This window comes from Nocardia sp. NBC_00881, from assembly GCF_045207455.1.
Classification (GTDB): Bacteria; Actinomycetota; Actinomycetes; order Mycobacteriales; family Mycobacteriaceae; genus Nocardia.
On record NZ_CP108798.1, the window covers coordinates 2578404 to 2597277 of the forward strand.

Below are 18874 nucleotides of genomic sequence, written 5' to 3' on the forward strand. Positions count from 1 at the left end.
CGGTCCCGACCGGACGATGGCGCGGGTGCGGTTGTTCGCCGAAATGGTTACCGCACGCTTGCGTCGGGCAACATGGGTGGGCAGGGCGTCCCAGGCAGGGTTTGCAACTCGAAGTGCCAGAATTCGTTCTCGAACGTGCGACAGAGACCCCAGCGGTTACCGTTGGCCTCCAGCCATGCCGCACCCTGCTGCGGGCCGACATCGATGGCCTTGCCCTGGACATGGGTGGACTCATCTGGCGGGAGCACCCACCGACGCGCGGAGTCCGGGCTGCCGTAGGTCGCCAGTCCGTCGTCCCACAGCGCCCGTTGTTCGTCCGGCGTCCGATATCCGGAGGTGATGGACAGCGGCACGCCCTGTGCACGCGCCTCGCGTTCGGCGAGCGTGTACGCCAGGGCCAACTGGGGCTCGAGCCCCTCGGTTCCGGTCGCCGACCCCGCCGACTGCCGCTGATCGGTCGCAACACCGGGCTCCGCCTGTGCCTGCCCCACAAACCCCACGGGCGCGACCAGCATGGATAGCACCGCCACCGGCAGCACCACCCGCATCCGACTCCGCCCACCACTCCGTAGAACCATGTCGCGATGCTATCGCCCGCGCCCGCTGACGCCTCGTAGCCCACACGGTCACAGACGCACGGGGCGCGCCGTCGGCGCGACACACGTTCGTTGTACAGCACTCAGTACGGGACCTTGACGAAGTCAGCCAGCTCACGAATCTCGGGGGTCAACGTCCGGCGCTTCTCGATCATGCCCGCGAGGATGTCACGGGCGAACCGCTGCTTGACAAGCCATTCGGGAAGTTCTCGTCGAATCTGATGGAGCACGGCCAGCGCTTCGGGGTACTGCCGCATCGCTGCGTGTGCGGCGGCAACATCAAGCCGATGGCGCTGCCATGGCCACGGAAGCGGGTACTTCGTTCCAGCTAGTTGCGACCCGATGGCGAGGGTGACTTCTGGCTTGTCGACCACCATGGCGTTCTCGGCCTCGAGCATCTGCACTGTGACGGGGCCGAACGAATGAAGCAGCCCATCCTTGGAATCGTGCTCACCATGCCGGATAGCCATGCCGGCGACACGCGCGAAGGCCAGCGCATCGTCGGCTTCACCGGGCCGGTTGTCCCGGATGGCGGCTGTCGACACTCGTTGCAGCATGAGGCCCCACGATGCGAGATCCTCGCGCGATGCTTTGGAGATTCTGCGCGGTTCGAGGTCGTCGGCCCATTTGGTGGCAACCTCACGAGCCTTCGCAAGATCCCCTTGTCGAATCCAGCGCCAGCAATCAGCATCCGCGAGCGGGGCGGCTGTGCGGAGGTCCGGCGCGTCATCGAGAGCCAGGGCGATAGCGTGATCGGCCGCATCGAACTGCCACGTCAAGCACATTTGCCACGCGACCATTTGCCGTATCCGCGACCGCAACCTCCGAGCTTCGGTGTCGCCGGAATCAGCCTCCGACACAAGGTAATCAGCATCCCGGAGCATTGGCACAAGCATTGGCGCAAGTTCGAAAAACTGCCCGCCGCGGAACATCGGCTTCGCTTCCGCGAATGTCGCACTGACACCGGCAACAGTCGGCGGCTCGGTGAAGTCGTCGGCCGGGTAGATACCGGCCATTGCCTGACGGACTTCGGCCCACAACTCGACATCTGTGGTCTCTGGATCTGCTGCATCCGGCTTGACGATCAAGGCAGAGGTTTCGACGGCAAGACCCTTGGCCAATCGGCGTGCCGTCTCCGTGCGGGTCGTCTCCTGCCCGCCCTGCTCGAGCAACTGAATCAGCTGTACCGACACCCCGGATCGTTCGGCAAGCTGACGCTGCGTGAGCCCACGACGTTTCCGGATGCTGCGCAGGCGATCCCCTAATTGCGCTCCCATACGCCCACGGTACGCGGCGTTACAAGCCCTTGTGAGCCTTACAAATTAGTACTTTGCTTCTCCGCTGCTTATAACGCCCATTGCCACCATCTGCTGTGGCTTGTGAGTCTGGATTCCAGCACCCCCCCAGCGGGCGCGACCTCGATGGGCGCACCGCGAGCAGTGAGCCGCCAGCGGTGATTTCACCTCGCTGGGTGGTGTGCGCCCAACCACTCGAAATACGGCAGGGGTGATAGCGGTGGAATTCAACTGGTGGCGCGAAGCAGAGTCAGATGGCACGCCCGTGCAAGAGAACGTCGACCGCGTGCAGGACGAATGGAGAGCCGAACATCAACGGATTGGAGCCTTAAAAGCGCAACACGCGCAAGTGAACTTGTGGCCTACCGGGTGGCCGCATGAGGCACCTAACCGTCCAATGGGGGTGGATGAGGCGCACAAGACGATGCAACGGCATCGCGGATGCCGCGTAGCCGACTGCCCGCGCAAGGCAGCGGCAAGACAAACGCTGATCAGCGCCGGACGGATGAAGCCGGACGTATCACGGGAGTACTGAACGGTGGAGTCCGCTCAGGCAAAAAGAATAGGGGGAGTCCCTTGCACTACAACATTTCTCGACTCGCAACCATCGTCGGTGCGATCGGCGCCGTTCTTGTCGCAGGCACTGGACCGGTCACAGCCGCTCCGGCATCGGCCAAGGCATGTGGATTCAGCACCGTCTTCAGCCGTCCCACCTTGCTACACCCGGTAATCTTCGCCGACGTGACAGCTAGCTGCGACGTACCCCCGGAGTCACACACGCTGGAGCTTGGCCTGGAGCACCGCAGCGGCGGACTGTGGATGCGTTGGGCGCTCACTGTCGATTCTGGGATCCCCACCCGCGACGGCCGCAGATCCCAGGTCAGCGCAGAATGTGAGACAGGCGATTGGCGGCACAAGGTCCACGTCTATGGCAAGCTTCAGGGGCACCCATTCGACTACACCGAAGTCGGTGACACCCGGACCGTCACTTCCAGCGAATGCCCGAGAGGATGAGCCGATGCCGATGTTCAACGGCAGCTACGCGGAGTACCCCGACCCTGGGCTATGGCACCGGATACGCTTTTGGGGGGCTCGTCGCGTACGCAACGCGCTGTGGCGTTTGAGCATCCGACTGCGTGGCCCACATCTGCCAAGCAAGCCGTAAAACACAAAAAGCCCCCTCCCGATAACGCGGGTTCACGCGATCGTCGCAACACTCTCGAGTTTGAGAGGTTGCGGCGATCGTGTCGTTTGCGGAGGAGTTCGGGGAGTCGGTGAGCAGTTGGTCGGGTTGGTTGGCGACGGGGCTGCGGTGAAGGAGGCGGCGGCGCTCGGGTTGCCGTTACAGAGGTCGTATCGGATGCTGCGGGCGTTGAGGGGCTCGGCGGGTAGGCCCAGGGCAAATCTCGGCCAGCGGACACGGAACTGATCCGGAGGGTGCTCGCCGAGTCCGGTTCGGTGAACCAAGCGGCGAAAGCTTGCGCGGTGTCGTTCTCAGTCGTCCGCCAGATCCTGTCGGTGGCAACGCGACGACCGAGCCGAGCTGCTTCAGTGTGCCCGCGAGCACGGTGATCGACTGCACCGATTCGAAGCCACGTCCCTGTGGACAACATCTGGCGAATCACACTCAAAACAGCACAATTCGGGTTCACAGGGCATCTGACTTGAAGTCATAGCAATAATGTATGTCCAATTTCGGGTCAATCATCCCCAGCTGGCTAACAATTCGCTCACAAGAAAATGGCCCTGTCCACAATCTATTCCAGTGCTGTGGATCACAGCGGAAGCAGGCTGCTATTAATCCGGATTGTCGGAATCCGCCGACCTGCCACACGCTTCGCGACCGCACCATCGCCCACGGTCGATGGCGAAAGCACGAAACTCGTTGCTCTCCAAGCCCTGCAAATCCAGCCGGACGCACCGCGGACGGCTCCCGGGCCAACGCCGGGTAGCCGTCCGTGGGTCGATCGGTCGCTCCAGAAACACGGGTTTCCACATTCGCTCCCCAGCATGTGAAGAGCTACTACACCGGACAATCCGGCCGAATTACACGCGCGTTGGACGGTCCAGCGCGCTCGGCCCCGCCGGCGTCGCGGTCACCCGCGCGCGTGCGCGGCGAATCGCTTCTACCGCTTGGCGATTGCGCCTGATCCGCTCGAGGATCTCGGCGCCATGCGCGCGGGCATAGGCGACGGCAGCCCGGATCCGGCTGGCGTTCAGGTCCGATTTCGCACCGAGGATTTCGATGCGGCGTTCCACCGGACCATCCAATTCTCGTAGACGCGCAACGACTTCCCAGACCTCGGGCCCTGCCGCCAGCGCGGCGCGACGGTCGTTCATCGAACCACGGAAGACGATCCCGGGATGGTCCAGCTGATCGACACCCTCCCGGATCAGGCGATCGAGTAGTGCGGTGCAGCTCGTTCCGTCCCGGGCGGCGCGCTCGGCCAATCGCCGAGCCGCCGACTCGGAAATACACAACGACATCGGTACAGCCCTAGATGTACTCATTGCCCTCCTCGACTTGCGTCGGCAGCCGGAATCAACGACGTACTTCGCTGAGGGTGCCCGGCGAAATGGCGACGCTACCCCGGTGATCGGAGGACATCGCCGTGTCCGCGCGCTGCCACCGCGCGCGGGTTCGAACGACGGGTTCAGACGCGCTCTCGGGAGCGGGTGCGCACGCGCAGCGCGATCGGCTTCTGGGTTTCGGCGAAAAAGTCGTTGCCCTTGTCGTCAACGACGATGAACGCGGGAAAATCTTCGACCTCGATCTTCCACACGGCTTCCATGCCCAGTTCGGGGTACTCCAGCACCTCGACCGCCTTGATGCAATCCAGCGCCAACCGCGCGGCCGGGCCGCCGATGGAACCGAGGTAGAAGCCACCGTGCTCTTTGCATGCCTTGGTCACCTGCGCGGACCGATTGCCCTTGGCCAGCATGACGAACGAGCCACCGGCGGCCTGGAACTGGTCGACATAGGAGTCCATCCGGCCCGCGGTAGTCGGGCCGAAGGAGCCGGAGGCGTAGCCCTCGGGCGTCTTGGCCGGGCCCGCATAGTAGACGGCCATATCGCGCAGGTAGTCCGGCATCGGCTCGCCCGCGTCGAGGCGCTCCTTGATTTTGGCATGCGCGATATCGCGCGCGACCACAAGCGGCCCGGTCAGCGAAAGCCGAGTCTTCACCGGGTATTTCGACAGCTCGGAGCGAATCTCGTCCATCGGCCGATTCAAATCGACCCGCACGACGTCACCGCCGAGGATGGCGTCGGTCTGCTCCGGCAGGTACTGGGCGGGCTCGCGCTCGAGCTGCTCCAGGAACACGCCCTCCGCGGTGATCTTGGCCAGCGCCTGTCGATCCGCCGAGCAGGACACCGCGATGGCCACCGGGCAGCTGGCGCCGTGCCGCGGCAGACGCACCACGCGTACATCGTGGCAGAAGTATTTGCCGCCGAACTGCGCGCCGATGCCGAAGGACTGCGTCAGCTCGAAGACCTTCTCCTCCAGCTCCAGATCGCGAAAAGCGTGCGCGGCCAGCGACCCTTCGGTAGGCAGGTTGTCCAGGTAGTGCGCGGAGGCATACTTCGCCGTCTTCAACGCGAACTCGGCGCTGGTACCGCCGATGACGACCGCGAGGTGATACGGCGGGCAGGCCGCGGTGCCGAGTGAGCGGATCTTCTCGTCCAAGAACTCCAGCATCCGCGTGGGGTTCAGGATGGCCTTGGTCTCCTGGTACAGGAACGACTTGTTCGCCGAGCCGCCACCCTTGGCCATGAACAGGAACTTGTACGCCGGATGCGCCGAGTCGCCCGCCGTGGAGTACAGCTCGATCTGCGCGGGCAGGTTGGAGCCGGTGTTCTTCTCCTCCCACATCGTGATCGGCGCCAACTGCGAGTAGCGCAGGTTCAGTTCGGTGTAGGCGTCGAAGACGCCGCGACTGATCCATTCGGCGTCGTCGGCGCCGGTGAGGACTCCCTCGGACTTCTTGCCCATGACGATCGCGGTGCCGGTGTCCTGACACATCGGCAGGACACCGCCCGCGGAGATGTTGACGTTCTTCAGCAGGTCCAACGCGACGAAGCGGTCGTTGCCGCTGGACTCCGGGTCGTCGATGATCTTGCGCAGCTGGCCCAGGTGCGCGGGTCGCAGGTAGTGGCTGATGTCGTGCATCGCCGTTTCGGTGAGCAGTCGCAGCGCCTCCGGCTCGACCTGCAGGAACGTGCGGCCGTTGTGCTCGAAGGTGCTGACGCCCTCGGTGGTGAGCAACCGGTAGGGGGTGTCATCCCCGCCGATCGGCAGCAGGTCTGAATAGCGGAAGTCCGGCGCGGTCACCAGTCGCACTCCTTTGGGTGGGCCCGAGCGCTGACGAACAGCCGGGCTGGTCACGAGAAGAGCGAGCCTAGCCACTGAGCCACACCGCACCGATGGTTAGGCAACCCTATGTCGGACAGCCGACCCGAAAGGTTGCACGTTCAACCCAGGTGGTGCTACCTCTCATCTCTGAGAAAGCGCTCGGACGTCCCCTCGTCCGGCCGCGCGCAGACTATTCGCGCGCCGCGCACAGCGACGCGGAATGGTTGATGCCATATGTCAGAGTTTGGAGCGCTATCGTGACCGATCCTCAGTGGCTCGACGACGTCGAGATGAGCGCCTGGGTAGGTTTCGTGCGCACCCGCGACCTCATCGCCGCGGCGGTCGGGCGGGACTCCACCAGGGAGTCCAACCTCACCTATGTCGAATACTCGGTCCTGGCCTACCTGGCGGAGACCGCCGATCACCAGCTCACCTTCGCAGCGCTTGCGGCCAAACTCGAGTGGTCGCAGAGCAGGCTCTCGCACCAGATGACCCGGATGGAGAAACGCGGCCTGGTGGTGCGCGAGCCGATCCCCGACGACGCCCGCCGCACCGCCGCGCGGCTCACCCCGCGCGGCGCCGAGGTACTGACCGGCGCCGCGCCCGCGCACGTGCAGAGCGTGCGCAGGCACATGATCGATATCCTCGATCGCCAGCAGCTGGCCGCGCTCGCCGACATCTACGACACGCTGCTCACACACCATCGAAGATCGGCGGCCCAGAGTTGAACCGTCAGGCCGACGTGGACGCCGCCGGTCGCACCGCGCGCTCCGCCGATGCGCCTGCCGCACCGGCCGATTCGGGTGTCCCGAGCGCCCGCTCGAATCCGGCAGGCACCACCAGATCCGAGCGTTCCAGCTCGGCGATACTGGTCTTGCGCAGGCCGAGCAACGCCGAATCGATGCCGCCACGCAGGATGTCCAGCACGTTCTCCACGCCGGCCTGCCCGTTCGCGGCCAGCCCCCATAGGTAGGCACGGCCGATCAGCACCGCCCGAGCGCCCAGCGCCACCGCCTTCACCACGTCGCTGCCGCGGCGGATGCCGCCGTCGAGCACCACCTCGATCTGCGACCCCACCGCTTCCGCGAGCACCGGCAGCGCCCGAATCGCGGCCGGAGTGCCGTCGAGGTTGTTGCCGCCGTGGTTGGAGACCGAGATCGCCGCGACACCGGCGTCGACTGCGCGGTGCGCGTCGTCCACCCGCATGACGCCCTTGAGCATCACCGGCCCGCCCCACTGCTCGCAAATCCACCGCACGTCCGCCCAGTCCGGCGCGGGCGTGCCCATCCATTCGCCGTAGGCGCTGAAGAAACCTGGGGCGGGACCGTCGCCGACGGCCATGTTCGGCGCCGTCAGATCCGGGATGTGGCCCGAGCGCACATAGCCGGCCAGCCAACGCGGCCGCGCCAGCGTCTGCGGCGCGAACTTCAGCATGGTGCGCAGGTCCAGCTTTTCCGGGATCACCGGGCTGCCCCAGTCGCGGCCGTGCGAGAACGACCAGTCCAGGGTCAGAATCAGGCCGACCGCGCCCGCCGCCTTCGCGCGGCGCATCCGCTGCAGGATCTCGTCCCTGCCGCCGCACCAGTACAGCTGGAAGAAGGTAGCCGGGTTGGCCGCGGTCACCGCTTCGATCGGTTTGCTGGCGAACGAGCTCAGGCCCATCGCGATGCCGCGCGCGGCCGCGGCGCGGGCGACGGCGACCTCACCGTCCGGGTGCACCGCCTGCACGCCGGTCGGCGATATCACCACCGGCATCGAAAGCTGCTGTCCCAGTATCGTTGTGGTCTGATCCCTGGTGCCGATCGGCCCCGCGACGTGCGGCGCGAAGCCCAGTTCGGTGAACGCCCTCTGGTTCTCCTCGATGGTCTGGCCACGCTCGGATCCGGCGATCAGCGCGCCGTACACCGACTTCGGGAGCCTTTTCTTCGCACGTCGCTGCGCTTCGGCGACAGTCTCGAACCACGGGTTCATGTTCCGGTCCTTTCCGGGGAGGCTACCGGCCACCAGAGCCGGGTTCGGTCGATCAGGTCGCTGGTGAGATGTTCGAGCAGAGCGGCGCCCTCGACGGCGGTCGCACCCGCCGGGTCGCCGAGTACGCCGTTGGCGCTCACCGCGCGCACTCCTCCGGCGCGCAGCAGCGGCAGCAACTCGGCCAGCGGACGGGTGTCGCCTGTGGCGGCCGAGTCGGTGCGGACCCGATCGGGAGCGAGCGCCAGCTGGAGTGCGGTCTCCGACCGCCCGGCATGCGCGTCGCCGTGGAAGCGTGGCAGATAGACGCGCACGTCGCGCGACTCGGTGCGCAGCAGGTCCTTCGCCCTGCGCAACGGTTCGATATTGCCGCCGTGCCAGTTGACCAGCAGGATCCGGTCGAAGGTTTCGGTCGCCGAGCGGCACAGCTCGACGATCAGCAGCTCCAGCGCCGCCTGTCCGATCGACAGCGTGCCGGGAAAGCCCGCGTGCTCACCGCTGGCACCGTATGGAATGGCCGGCCCGACAAGCACTTCGGGCCGCACGGCGGCGAGACGGGCGCACAATTCTACGGCGACGTCGGTGTCGGTGGACAGCGGCAGGTGCGGACCGTGCTGCTCAGTAGCCCCCACCGCCACGGCGAGGATCGCACCGGCGGCGGCCCGCGCGCCCGCTTCGGGCCAGGTGAGATCCTCCAACATGCCGCGAGATTATCGTCAGTCACTGACATAATCAAGGGACATGACCGCCGAGCAGAATCAGACGATGCGGGAGAACCGGACCACGCGCGGCCGCCCACGCGGCACCACCAAGCGTGAACTCGAGCTGATCGCCATGCGGCTTTTCACCGAGCAGGGCTTCGACGACACCACCGTCGAGCAGATCGCCGCCGCGGCGGGCATCAGCGGACGAACCTTCTTCCGCTACTTCCCCACCAAGGCGGAGGTGCTCTGGTACCAGTTCGACGACGAAGTCGCCGCACTACGCGGAGCCTTCGCCACGGTGCCGGACGACGTTCCGATGATGACCGCCGTGCGCCGAGTCGTGGTCAACGCGAACCGATATCGCGCCGAAGACGTCCCCGAACTGCGCACCCGCATGCAGCTCGTCGCCACCATCCCCGCGCTGGCCGCCACCGCGGGCGCACACTACGACGCCTGGGAGCGCACGGTGAGCGCGTTCGCCGCGGAGCGGCTCGGCGAGCCGAAGGACGGCCTGATCCCCCTCGCCGTCGGGCGGGCCACCCTCGCGGCGGCCCGCGCGGCGTTCGACGCCTGGCTCGCCCGTGCCGACAGCGACCTCACCGTGTATTTGGACGAGGCACTCGCGGCGCTGGAGAGGGGATTCGCTACGGTGCCATGACGTCCATGCCATCCGGGTCGAGGGCGAACAAGCGGCAGGTTTCGGCGGCGACCCGGGTGGGGTATGACTAGGCTCGGTATCGGCTCGCAGCCGGAACGTACGAAGATCCTGACGCAACCGTCGAAAGGGGCAGGAGTTTCCATGTCCGAGGTGTCCATGAGCCTTTCGGCGGATTCGCTGACCGCGGGCCCGGTCGACAACCTGCTCCCGCAGCTGGTCGAGCATCTACGCCAGAACCGCACCGCGCTACGTGAGGAATGGGCCCGGCGAATCACCGACGCCCAACTGCTCACCGCGATGACCCCCGAGGAGATCTTCTCCGAAGCGACCTCGGTTTACGACAACTACGTCGAGGTGCTCGAGACCGGTAGCGTCGAGGCCCTGCAGGCCTACGCTCGGGACCTGTCCGAGCGCATCATCCCGAGAGGAGTCGAGACCGACGAAGTGCTCGGCATCGTGCTGCTGCTGCGCGACGTACTGGCCCGGTCCCTGTTCGAGAAGTACCAGGCCGACTTCGAGCTGCTCAACGCCGTGCTCGACGCGTATGAACCGGCCGCCAATCGCATCGCCAACACCGTAGGCGTCTCCTTCGTCCAAGAGCGTGAGCGCGTCATCCGCCAGCAGCAGGAGGCAATCCGCGAGCTGTCGACGCCGGTGCTCCAGGTGCGTGAACAGCTGCTGATCCTGCCGATCATCGGTGTGCTGGACAGCCAGCGCGCCCGCCAGCTCACCGAGCAGCTGCTGCGGGCGATCCGGGCCAACCGCGCAAAGGTTGTCGTCATCGACATCACCGGTGTGCCCGCGATCGACTCCACGGTGGCCAACCACCTGGTGCAGACCGTCGACGCGTCCGGCCTGATGGGTGCGAATGTGATCATCACCGGTCTGTCCTCGGAGATCGCGCTGACGCTGGTGACCATCGGCCTGGATTTGTCGAAGATGAATGCGGTCGGCGACCTTCAGGGTGGTATCGAAGAAGCGGAACGTCTCCTGGGCTACGAGGTTTCCCGGGTGTCCGAACGCGACGGCCGCTGATCAGGCGGACCTGATGCCGGTTCCGATTCTCAAACAGGGTACGTATCTCATCGCGTCGGTCCAGTCCGCCCTGACCGACGCTGATACCGAACGCCTGCAGGACGACCTGATGAAACAGGTCAGCAAATATCGGGCGCACGGCATCATCGTGGACGTCACCGCGATCGACGTGATGGATTCGTTCGCGGCGAGATCGTTGCGTACCATCGCGCACATGACGCAGCTGCGCGGCGCCGAAACGGTGATCGTCGGGCTGCAACCGGAAGTCGCGTTCGCCATGGTGCAGCTCGGGCTCACGTTCGAAGACATGCACACTGCCCTCGATCTGGAAGAGGGCCTCGCCTGGCTGAACCGCAAGACCCCAGCCCGTCGCCAGCGAGACGGTCGTGACAGTGGCCGCTGAGAACGTGGTAATCGCGGTCAGGGTGTCGGGGGACATCGTGATCGCACGTCAGGCCGGACGTGAACTGGCAGCAAAGCTCGGATTCACCTTGACCGACCGGACCATGATCTCCACAGCGATCTCCGAAATCGCCCGCAACATCACCAGTTACGCGGGAAGCGGCGAAATTCGTTTGCTGGTCGATGACCGTGAGGGCCGCCAGGCGCTGGTGGTGCAGGCCGAGGATCAGGGGCCGGGCATCCTCGACATAACTCGCGCGCTGGAGGACGGCTACTCCACCGGGCGCGGTCTTGGGCTCGGCCTCCCCGGCGCCCGACGATTGATGGACCGGCTCACCGTCGACTCTGCGCCGGGGCGCGGCACGCTGGTGGAGATGTGGAAGTGGGTACCCAACGGTGCATGAGGACGGGTTCATCGGCCGGATCGAGTGGGCCGTGGCCGGTCGCGCACTACCCGGTCAAGATGTCTCCGGTGATCGCGGGGTTGTCCTCGACACCGGCGGCGGCACAGTCCTTTTCGCTGTCCTGGACGGACTCGGGCACGGTGCCGCCGCTGCCGACGCCGCTGGCCGTGCGGCCCAGGTGCTCGCGGAGAACCGCGCCGAACCCTTAGATGTGCTGATGGTGCTCTGTCACCGCGCATTGGCCGACACCCGAGGGGCAGCGATCTCGCTCGCCCACTTCGAGGAGGGCGACAGAGTGCGCTGGCTCGGTGTCGGCAATGTCGAATCCCGGGTGCTCACCGCAGGTCCCATCGGTCTGAGCGTGCACGCCACCGTGCTGCTCACCGCGGGCATCGTCGGCTATCGGCTACCGGCGAATCTGCAACCGCAGTCCGTTTCGGTCCGCCCCGGCGATCTGCTGCTGATGTCCACCGACGGCATCGTCACCGAATCCGCCGAGCGGGTCGACCTTTCCAAGTCCACCGCCGACATCACCAGCGAGATCCTGGCCAGGGACGCCAAGGACACCGACGACGCACTCGTGCTGGCCGCGCGGCATCGCGGCACAGCAGGCCCGACGACATGAGTGAGCTGCTGGCCGATTTCCTCAGCGCCTACGCCGACGCGCTACGGCGGCACTTGGGTGCGCCGACCCAGGCCGGCCTCGCCGAAGGCTATGAGCTCGGCCGGCGCGCGCTGGTGGAGGGCATCAGTCTGCTCGACATCACCGAGAACCACTTCCAGGTGGTCCACGACGCCGAACAGCAACGGCACGAGATCCAGTCGGAGAGCGGCGAATCCGACAACCGTCTGCCCGAGGCGGCGCTGGAATTCCTGTTGCAGACCCTCGTCCCGCTGGACATCGCCACCCGCGGTTATCTCGACGGCACCCGCCGCTACGAGCAACAGCGTTCCCGCGCCGACGATCTCGCCGGACGCGACGCGTTCCGCACCGCGCTCGTCGAATCGCTGCAGGACGGGTTCTTCGTCGCCGACGCGCAGGGCACCATCATCGAGGTCAACACCGCCTTCGGCGCGCTGACCGGCTACGGCGCCGCAGGTATCCCCTATCCGCTTCCGCATCCGTGGTCTTGCCCGGACGGCCCGCGCTACCCCCATCTCGGGACCGAGGCACAGCGTTTCGTCATCCCGATCCGGCACCGGGACGGCCGCAATGTGTGGCTCGCGGTGAGTACCAGCGCGCTGATCAAGCCGGAGGGCAACGAGCGGATCTTCGTCGGAACCATCCGTGATGTCACCGCAGAGCACGATGCGCAGGCCCGCGACCAGGCGGCCTCCCGGCTCGCCACCGCGGTCGGCGCGGCGACCAGCGTGGTCGAGGTGCTCGCCGTCGGGCTCGACGAGTTGCGGCGCACGGTGGGCGCGGAGACCGCGGTGGTGGCGGTGTGGCCGAGCCGCAACGCCGCACCCGAGGTGTACGTCTCCGGCGTGGGGGCCGACAGCACCGCACACGACAGGGATGTCACGCTCGACGAACGCTCGCGCACGCTGCTCGGCCGGGCCCGGCGCAGGCCGGCCCGCAGTTTATCGGCCATTCCCGAGGGCGCCGAGAGCTCCGAGGGTATCGTCGCCCCGCTCGGTGAGACCGGCGATGCGGCGATGTGGTTGCGCTTCGCCGCGCCCCGGGCGATCAGCGCCGCGGACTGGACGCTGTTCTCCCTGTTGATCGGCCATCTCAGCCTCGCAGTGCAGCGAGCGCGGAACTTCGACCAGGCGCGCGCCACCTCGCTTACCCTGCAGCGCGCCATGCTCGGCCCGATCGAGCTGCCGCCGCGGTTCTCGGTGCACTACGAGCCCGCGCTGCCGCCGCTGGAGATCGGTGGCGACTGGTACGACGTGGTGCCGTTGCGCGACGGCACGATCGGCGTCGTGGTCGGCGACTGCGTCGGACGTGGCCTGTCCGCCGCCGTCGTGATGGGCCAGCTGCGCACGGCCGCACGAGCGCTGCTGCTGCGCGGCGCCGGACCGGCGCAGCTGCTGGCCGAACTCGACACCGTCGCCGGACGGATCCCCGGCGCCATGTGCACCACCGTGTGCGCCGCGGTGCTCGATCCGATACGCGGGCTCGTCCGCTACAGCAGCGCCGGGCACATGCCGCCGATCCTCGCCGACGTCGCCGCGACCGGCAGGCTGCTCGAGGGCGGACGCGCGGTTCCGCTGGCGACGTTCGACACGCCGAGGCGGCCTGAGGCCACCACGGCGCTGACACCCGGTTCGACGCTGGTGCTGTTCACCGACGGGCTGGTGGAACAGCGCGGCGTCGACATCGATGACGGATTCGCCAAGATCGCGGCAGTGCTCGCCGACACCTCGGGACGGCTGCCACGTGAGGTGGCCGACGCCGTACTCTCCCGGCTGCGGCCCGCGGCAGGGTACGACGACGACGTCGCGATGGTGGTCTACCGTCAGCCCCCCGCACCGCTGCAGCTGGACGTGCCCGCGCACGCGGACGAGCTCGCGGTGCTGCGGCGCACCCTGAAGGGCTGGCTGGCCACCGCGGCGGTGCCGCACGATCTGGCTTCCGATCTGGTCGCGGCGGCCAACGAGGCGTGCAGCAACAGCATCGAGCATGCCTACCGCAACGGCGACGGTGGGCGGGTCCAGCTGTCGGCCACCTGCGACATCGATACGGTGGTCATCATGGTCACCGACTCGGGCAACTGGAAGCCGCGCGCCTCCGATCCCGGCTATCGCGGCCGCGGGATCGAGATGATGCGCGCGTTGACCGAGGAACTCGACATCGATCACTCCGGACCGGGCACCACGGTCCGGATGTCGGTGACCCTGCCCGCGATTACATTCCCGGTGGCCAATCCGTTGCGTGATACGCCCCGGCGTTTTTCTGGGTGACGCAGCAGGAATCGAATTTCCATCATCAGCCGAACCCGCAACCGAGCGCGTTGCCCTGAAAGCCTTGGTCTCCGCAGGAAACCACAACGCGAGCTCGATCTACGGGGGTACCCCGCCCCGCGGGCCGTTTCGCAGGCGGTGTTCGGCTGGCCCGGAGTGGCCGCGGGCATGCCGGCGCCCCGAGCCACCGCATCGGCCTACCGCGCGGCGACCATCGCGTCCACCGTCGCCGGGGACAACATCTCGTCGGCCACCAAGCCCGCCAATCCCACGAACGCACCGTTCTCCCCCAGTTGCGACGGGCCGATGTCGAGGTTGCGCAGTGCACTAGAGTGAGCGTTCGCCTCGACGGTGCGCCGCAGCCCCTCGAGAAACGGTGGTAACACACCCACCGCTCCCCCCACGCGGACGTAAGTCGGATCGACGATCGACACCATCGTCGCGACTACGGCCCCGACGAGTCGCCCGGCCTTCTCCGTCGCCCGGATCGCGTCAGATCTGCCCTCGTCGACCAGGCGGACGACATCGGCCACCGTGCGCACCCCGAGGGGTTGCAGGTCGCGAGTCAGCGCCTGCCCGCTGGCACTGGCCGCGACACATCCGCGGCGGCCACAGCTGCACTGCTGCTGGCTGCCCTCGATCCGCATGTGCCCGATCTCGCCCGCGGAGCCGCTTTTGCCGCGGTGCACGCGTCCCGAGATCACCACGCCCGCACCGATTCCGGTCCCCACCTTGACCCCGACGAGTGTCACGTCGGGACGACCCAACGCACAGAAGTCGCCGAGTGCCAACGCGTTCGCGTCGTTCTCCAGCAGAACAGGCACACCGAGCGCGGCGGCGAACGGCGCGCGCAGCGGCGCGCCGTTCCAGTCCGGCATGGTTGGTGGTGCCACGGTGACGCCGCGCTCATGGTCGATCTGTCCTGGGACCGACAGCGCCATCGCACACAGAGTGTCGGCACGCTCCGTGCGCCGCAATAGTTTCCGCCCCGCGTCGAGCAGCACGGGCACGATCTCGCGCGGACTGTGCCGCATGGGCAGCCGGTGATCCTCGCGCGCGAACACCGTCCCACGCAGGTCGACCACCGCCAGCGTCGCGTGGCTCTGCCCTAGGTCGGCGACGAGCGCAGTGCGGCCGGTGTCGTTGACCTCGAGCACTTCGGCGCGCCTGCCGCCGCTCGACTTCCGGTGCCCGGCTTGGCGGACGAGCCCGAGACTGCGCAGAACGTCCAGCCGCTCAACCAAAGTCACCCTGGACAGCCCCACACGTTCCTGCAGCTCGAACCGCGTCAGTGGGCCCGCCGCGCGCAGCAGCGCGAGCACGTGTCCCGCAGAGCTGGGACTCGAGGGCGTCGATGTGGTCACGAGCATGTTGACAATATCCCCCATTGCACTTACGTTAACCAAACTGACAAAAGTTCGAAACATAGTGCGACAGCACAGGAGTCATGCATGCTGGTACCCGGCCTGACGCGCAGGTCCTTCTTGCGCGCTGCGGGGGTCGGCGCGGCCGCATTCTCCGCCGCGGCCTGCACCGGCTTCGCCACCAGCGGTAATGGCGGCATGATTTTCCTGTCCACGCAGTTCCGGCCCGCCGACGAGGCCGAGCGGTTTCGCAGCCTGCTCGCCGAGACCGCACCCGGTGTCGGCTATGTGACCATCGAGGAAAGCCCGTTCTCGAGCCAGGTGCGCAGTCAGGTCGACGCGGGCTCGACACAGATCGGTCTGCTCGGCGGTCTGCACGGCGACGTCGCGCCGCTCGCCGACGGCTACCTGCAAGACCTCACCGGACTGCTCGCCGATCTCGGCGACCGCCGCTGGCCCGCCGAGTACCTGCAACTCGCCAAGGCGGGCACCGACCACACCTGGTACATCCCGTGGGCCACCGCGAGCTACGTTCTTGCCGCGCACGCCGATGCGCTCGCGCACCTGCCGTCCGGCGCTGACGCCACGTCGCTCAGCTACGACCAGTTCCTCGACTGGGCTATCGCCGCTCGCCGCGCCAACGGGAACCGGCCGGTGCTCGGCCTACCCTCGGGCCCGAAGGGTCTGCTACACCGCTTCACGCAAGGCTTCCTGCTGCCGTCGTTCACCGGCGGTCAGATCACCACGTTTCGCTCGAACGAGGCAGTGACGGCGTGGCAGTACTTTCGCGAGCTGTGGGCCAACTGCGTGTCGTCGAGCACGAACTACGACTTCATGCAGGAGCCGCTGGAGAGCGGCGAAGTGCGGATGGCGTGGGACCATGTCGTGCGCCTCGTCCACGCGCCCGAGCGCGACCCGCAGAACTGGCGCATGTTGCCCGCACCGCGCGGAGCGCACGGCCTCGGCTACATGGCTGTGATTGCCGGGCTCGCGGTCCCCAAGGGCAGTCCCGACCCCGAACTCGCGCAACGGGCGATCAGCGCGCTCACCCGTCCGGAAACCCAGATCCAGCTGCTGCGCTCCAACGGCTTCTTCCCGTCCGTTGATACGACGATCCCGGACGACCTGCCACCAGCCATCGAACTCGAGGCGGACGCCGTGCGCAGACAGCAGGAAGCAAAGGGCGCCATCCTCTCCTTGCCGCCGGTGGGCCTCGGCCAGCGCGAGGGAGAGGTGAGCAAGGTGTTCAAAGACAGTTTCCGCTCGATCGTGCTCGAAGGAGCCAACATTCGATCCACGTTGGACCAGCAGGCGCGGGTGCTACAGAGTCTCCTCGACGACCTGAAGGTGCCGTGCTGGGCTCCCGACCCGGCCGCCGACGTCTGCGAGGTGGGATAGACATGATGTCGCGACTGCGCTCTCCGTGGATCCTGCTGCTGCCCTCGATCATGCTGATGCTGGCGCTGTTCGGCTGGCCACTCATGCAGGGCGTCCTCGAGGCATTCCGTGGCGACGACGGCTTCACGCTCGCCAACTGGGAGCGATTGTTCAACGATCCCTATATCTTCACCGCGCTGCGGAACACGCTTGTGCTGATCGTCATCGTCGTACCGATCCAGATCTTGCTCGCCATCGGCATGGCTCTACTCATGCAGGCACGGCCGAGATTCGCCAGCGGCCACTTCTACCTGTGGTGCCTCCCGCTGGCAATCTCCGAGCTGGCCGCGGGTCTGGTGTGGCTGTCCATTTTCGACAACCGCGGTTACCTGAACTCGCTGCTGGTCTCGCTCGGTCTTTCGGATGACGGTGTGCAGTGGCTCGGCTATCAGAACACCGGCACAATGCTGCTCGCGGTCGTGCTCGCCGAGGTCTGGCGCGCGACCTCGCTCGTCTTCGTCATCGTGGTGGCGGGCGTCCAGATGATTCCGCGCGATTACGACGAGGCCGCGCAGGTGTTCGGCGCGAACTTCTGGCAGCGACTGCGGCATGTCACGCTGCCGCTGCTCGGGCCGAGCCTGCAAGTGGCACTGATCCTCCGGACGATCCTCGCATTGCAGGCGTTCGCGGTCGCGCAGGCGCTGACCGGGCGCGACTTTCCGCTGCTCGTCGGTGAGACCTACGAGTGGTATTCGAACCTGCAGAACCCCGCGGTAGCCAGCGCCGTCTCGCTGATCGTGCTGGCGATCTCCCTCGCCACCGCCGTGTTCTACCTGCGGACGGTCCGGCAGCCAGAGGAGGCTCGATGAGGCACCATCGCGCAGCCCTCATCGAGCCGACGGGGCGCGGGAGCCACCGCGAGGCACAGGGGTCGCGATGAACAAGGCCGAGGCGCCGAAGACCGTGCTGCCACCCGTCGACCGTGCCCCGCTGCGCAGGCGCCGCTGGCGCGCGATATGGGTTCAGGTGGCGTGTATCGCGGTGACGCTGTTCATGGCGCTGCCGATCGTACTCATCGGACTCGCCGCGGTGTCCTCGCGCGACGCGCTCAACGAGTTTCCGAAGTCGTTGATACCCAACGAGTTTTCCACCGAGACGCTGGTCGCGTTCTTCCGGGCCACGGGAACTGTTCCAGCACTGGGCAACTCGGTGCTGGTCGGCATCTACACGGTGTTCTTGTCACTTGTCGTCGGCGCGCCGGCGGGATACGCGTTGGCACGGCATGTGTTTCGCGGAAAGGACACCTACCAGGTGTTCATCCTTTTCGTGCGCGCGTTGCCGATCGTGGTGCTCTCGGTGCCGCTCGCCACGATGTTCCTTCGGATCGGCGTCTATGACACGGTGTTCGCGGTGACGCTCGTGCACACCACGCTCGCGTTGCCGACCACCGTGCTGATCACCGCGAGCATCTTCGTCTCGGTGCCGGCCGACCTCGAGGAGGCCGCGCAGATCTTCGGCTGCACGCGGTGGCAGGCCGCGCGCAAGATCGTGGTGCCGCTCGCGCTGCCGGGCCTCGCCGCGTCCTCGATCTTCACGTTCGTCCTGTCTTGGAACGAGATCCTCGGCGCGACGATCGTCACACTCGGGCACCGCACGCTTCCGGCGCAGGTGCTCACGGCGCTCGGTGAGGCGTCGACCGCGTACCGCTTCGCGGGCGGTTTCGCGTTGATCATTCCAGCGCTGGTTTTCATCTTCGTGATGCGGCGCTACCTGGTGAACATGTGGGGGACGACGCTCAGATGACAGAGG

The 18874-nt window shown here is 66.7% G+C and carries 17 protein-coding genes and 1 pseudogene; 10 read left to right on the top strand and 8 right to left on the bottom strand.

All coding sequences use genetic code 11. From position 1 onward, the window contains the following. Positions 1-47: 47 nt before the first annotated feature. The 5 genes and pseudogenes from OH799_RS09995 to OH799_RS10015 form a co-directional block, all read right to left on the bottom strand. A complete protein-coding gene (locus OH799_RS09995; protein ID WP_406278302.1) occupies positions 48-578 on the bottom strand; it encodes a M15 family metallopeptidase in 531 nt (176 codons plus the stop codon). A 101-nt stretch (positions 579-679) separates the two neighbouring features. After that, complete coding sequence (locus tag OH799_RS10000; protein WP_406282975.1) at positions 680-1066, bottom strand: hypothetical protein; 387 nt, start codon at positions 1064-1066, stop codon at positions 680-682. A gap of 681 nt (positions 1067-1747) precedes the next feature. Then, positions 1748-1873 (bottom strand): annotated as a pseudogene (locus tag OH799_RS10005) (helix-turn-helix transcriptional regulator); the annotation flags it as partial. A 2064-nt stretch (positions 1874-3937) separates the two neighbouring features. Then, positions 3938-4402: a hypothetical protein gene (locus OH799_RS10010; RefSeq protein ID WP_406278305.1), complete on the bottom strand. Its 465-nt coding sequence runs from the start codon at positions 4400-4402 to the stop codon at positions 3938-3940. Positions 4403-4545: 143 nt separating this feature from the next. Next, entirely contained in the window at positions 4546-6222 is a 1677-nt protein-coding gene (locus OH799_RS10015) for a fumarate hydratase (protein ID WP_406278308.1), read from the bottom strand. A gap of 278 nt (positions 6223-6500) precedes the next feature. Here OH799_RS10015 and OH799_RS10020 point away from each other — a divergent pair, with 278 nt between their 5' ends. Further along, complete coding sequence (locus tag OH799_RS10020; RefSeq protein ID WP_357261864.1) at positions 6501-6971, top strand: MarR family winged helix-turn-helix transcriptional regulator; 471 nt, start codon at positions 6501-6503, stop codon at positions 6969-6971. 4 nt (positions 6972-6975) lie between these two features. Here the strand turns inward: OH799_RS10020 and mftD are convergent, their stop codons facing one another. Both mftD and mftE read right to left on the bottom strand, forming a co-directional pair. Beyond that, positions 6976-8214, bottom strand: coding sequence for a pre-mycofactocin synthase MftD (mftD, locus tag OH799_RS10025; RefSeq protein ID WP_406278313.1), 1239 nt, complete (start codon positions 8212-8214; stop codon positions 6976-6978). Continuing rightward, positions 8211-8912, bottom strand: coding sequence for a mycofactocin biosynthesis peptidyl-dipeptidase MftE (mftE, locus tag OH799_RS10030; protein ID WP_406278316.1), 702 nt, complete (start codon positions 8910-8912; stop codon positions 8211-8213). The genes mftD and mftE overlap by 4 nt, the downstream gene beginning before the upstream one ends. Positions 8913-8952: 40 nt before the next feature. Here mftE and mftR point away from each other — a divergent pair, with 40 nt between their 5' ends. The 6 genes from mftR to OH799_RS10060 all read left to right on the top strand — a co-directional run bounded on the left by mftR (position 8953) and on the right by OH799_RS10060 (position 14324). Next, positions 8953-9573 (top strand): mycofactocin system transcriptional regulator, encoded by a 621-nt coding sequence (gene mftR, locus OH799_RS10035; RefSeq protein ID WP_406278319.1) that lies wholly within the window; start codon positions 8953-8955, stop codon positions 9571-9573. A 141-nt stretch (positions 9574-9714) separates the two neighbouring features. Further along, positions 9715-10608: an STAS domain-containing protein gene (locus OH799_RS10040; RefSeq protein ID WP_327118405.1), complete on the top strand. Its 894-nt coding sequence runs from the start codon at positions 9715-9717 to the stop codon at positions 10606-10608. Positions 10609-10621: 13 nt separating this feature from the next. Then, positions 10622-11011 (top strand): STAS domain-containing protein, encoded by a 390-nt coding sequence (locus tag OH799_RS10045; protein WP_159930623.1) that lies wholly within the window; start codon positions 10622-10624, stop codon positions 11009-11011. Further along, positions 11001-11414, top strand: coding sequence for an ATP-binding protein (locus OH799_RS10050; protein WP_357262434.1), 414 nt, complete (start codon positions 11001-11003; stop codon positions 11412-11414). Before OH799_RS10045 ends, OH799_RS10050 begins: the two co-directional genes overlap by 11 nt. After that, positions 11407-12039, top strand: coding sequence for a SpoIIE family protein phosphatase (locus tag OH799_RS10055; protein WP_327118409.1), 633 nt, complete (start codon positions 11407-11409; stop codon positions 12037-12039). The genes OH799_RS10050 and OH799_RS10055 overlap by 8 nt, the downstream gene beginning before the upstream one ends. Beyond that, a complete protein-coding gene (locus tag OH799_RS10060; RefSeq protein WP_406278331.1) occupies positions 12036-14324 on the top strand; it encodes a SpoIIE family protein phosphatase in 2289 nt (762 codons plus the stop codon). The genes OH799_RS10055 and OH799_RS10060 overlap by 4 nt, the downstream gene beginning before the upstream one ends. Before the next feature lie 197 nt (positions 14325-14521). Here the strand turns inward: OH799_RS10060 and OH799_RS10065 are convergent, their stop codons facing one another. Further along, positions 14522-15712, bottom strand: coding sequence for an ROK family protein (locus OH799_RS10065; RefSeq protein ID WP_406278334.1), 1191 nt, complete (start codon positions 15710-15712; stop codon positions 14522-14524). Between the two features lie 63 nt (positions 15713-15775). Between OH799_RS10065 and OH799_RS10070 the strand changes: the two genes are divergently transcribed. From OH799_RS10070 to OH799_RS10080, 3 genes are all read left to right on the top strand, one after another. After that, positions 15776-17086, top strand: a complete 1311-nt coding sequence (locus OH799_RS10070; protein ID WP_406278337.1) for an extracellular solute-binding protein — start codon at positions 15776-15778, stop codon at positions 17084-17086. 2 nt (positions 17087-17088) lie between these two features. Continuing rightward, a complete protein-coding gene (locus OH799_RS10075; protein WP_406278340.1) occupies positions 17089-17934 on the top strand; it encodes a carbohydrate ABC transporter permease in 846 nt (281 codons plus the stop codon). A 67-nt stretch (positions 17935-18001) separates the two neighbouring features. Beyond that, positions 18002-18868: a carbohydrate ABC transporter permease gene (locus tag OH799_RS10080; protein WP_406278343.1), complete on the top strand. Its 867-nt coding sequence runs from the start codon at positions 18002-18004 to the stop codon at positions 18866-18868. The last annotated feature ends 6 nt before the right edge of the window (positions 18869-18874 follow it).

Bases quoted from the DNA above. Each gene is read 5' to 3' on its own strand.
- OH799_RS09995 (WP_406278302.1), bottom strand. From the start codon at position 578: ATGGTTCTACGGAGTGGTGGGCGGAGTCGGATGCGGGTGGTGCTGCCG.
- OH799_RS10040 (WP_327118405.1), top strand. From the start codon at position 9,715: ATGTCCGAGGTGTCCATGAGCCTTTCGGCGGATTCGCTGACCGCGGGC.
- OH799_RS10060 (WP_406278331.1), top strand. From the start codon at position 12,036: ATGAGTGAGCTGCTGGCCGATTTCCTCAGCGCCTACGCCGACGCGCTA.
- OH799_RS10000 (WP_406282975.1), bottom strand. From the start codon at position 1,066: ATGGCTATCCGGCATGGTGAGCACGATTCCAAGGATGGGCTGCTTCAT.
- mftD (WP_406278313.1), bottom strand. From the start codon at position 8,214: ATGAACCCGTGGTTCGAGACTGTCGCCGAAGCGCAGCGACGTGCGAAG.
- OH799_RS10065 (WP_406278334.1), bottom strand. From the start codon at position 15,712: ATGGGGGATATTGTCAACATGCTCGTGACCACATCGACGCCCTCGAGT.
- OH799_RS10010 (WP_406278305.1), bottom strand. From the start codon at position 4,402: ATGAGTACATCTAGGGCTGTACCGATGTCGTTGTGTATTTCCGAGTCG.
- OH799_RS10075 (WP_406278340.1), top strand. From the start codon at position 17,089: ATGATGTCGCGACTGCGCTCTCCGTGGATCCTGCTGCTGCCCTCGATC.
- OH799_RS10080 (WP_406278343.1), top strand. From the start codon at position 18,002: ATGAACAAGGCCGAGGCGCCGAAGACCGTGCTGCCACCCGTCGACCGT.
- OH799_RS10045 (WP_159930623.1), top strand. From the start codon at position 10,622: ATGCCGGTTCCGATTCTCAAACAGGGTACGTATCTCATCGCGTCGGTC.
- OH799_RS10070 (WP_406278337.1), top strand. From the start codon at position 15,776: ATGCTGGTACCCGGCCTGACGCGCAGGTCCTTCTTGCGCGCTGCGGGG.
- mftE (WP_406278316.1), bottom strand. From the start codon at position 8,912: ATGTTGGAGGATCTCACCTGGCCCGAAGCGGGCGCGCGGGCCGCCGCC.
- mftR (WP_406278319.1), top strand. From the start codon at position 8,953: ATGACCGCCGAGCAGAATCAGACGATGCGGGAGAACCGGACCACGCGC.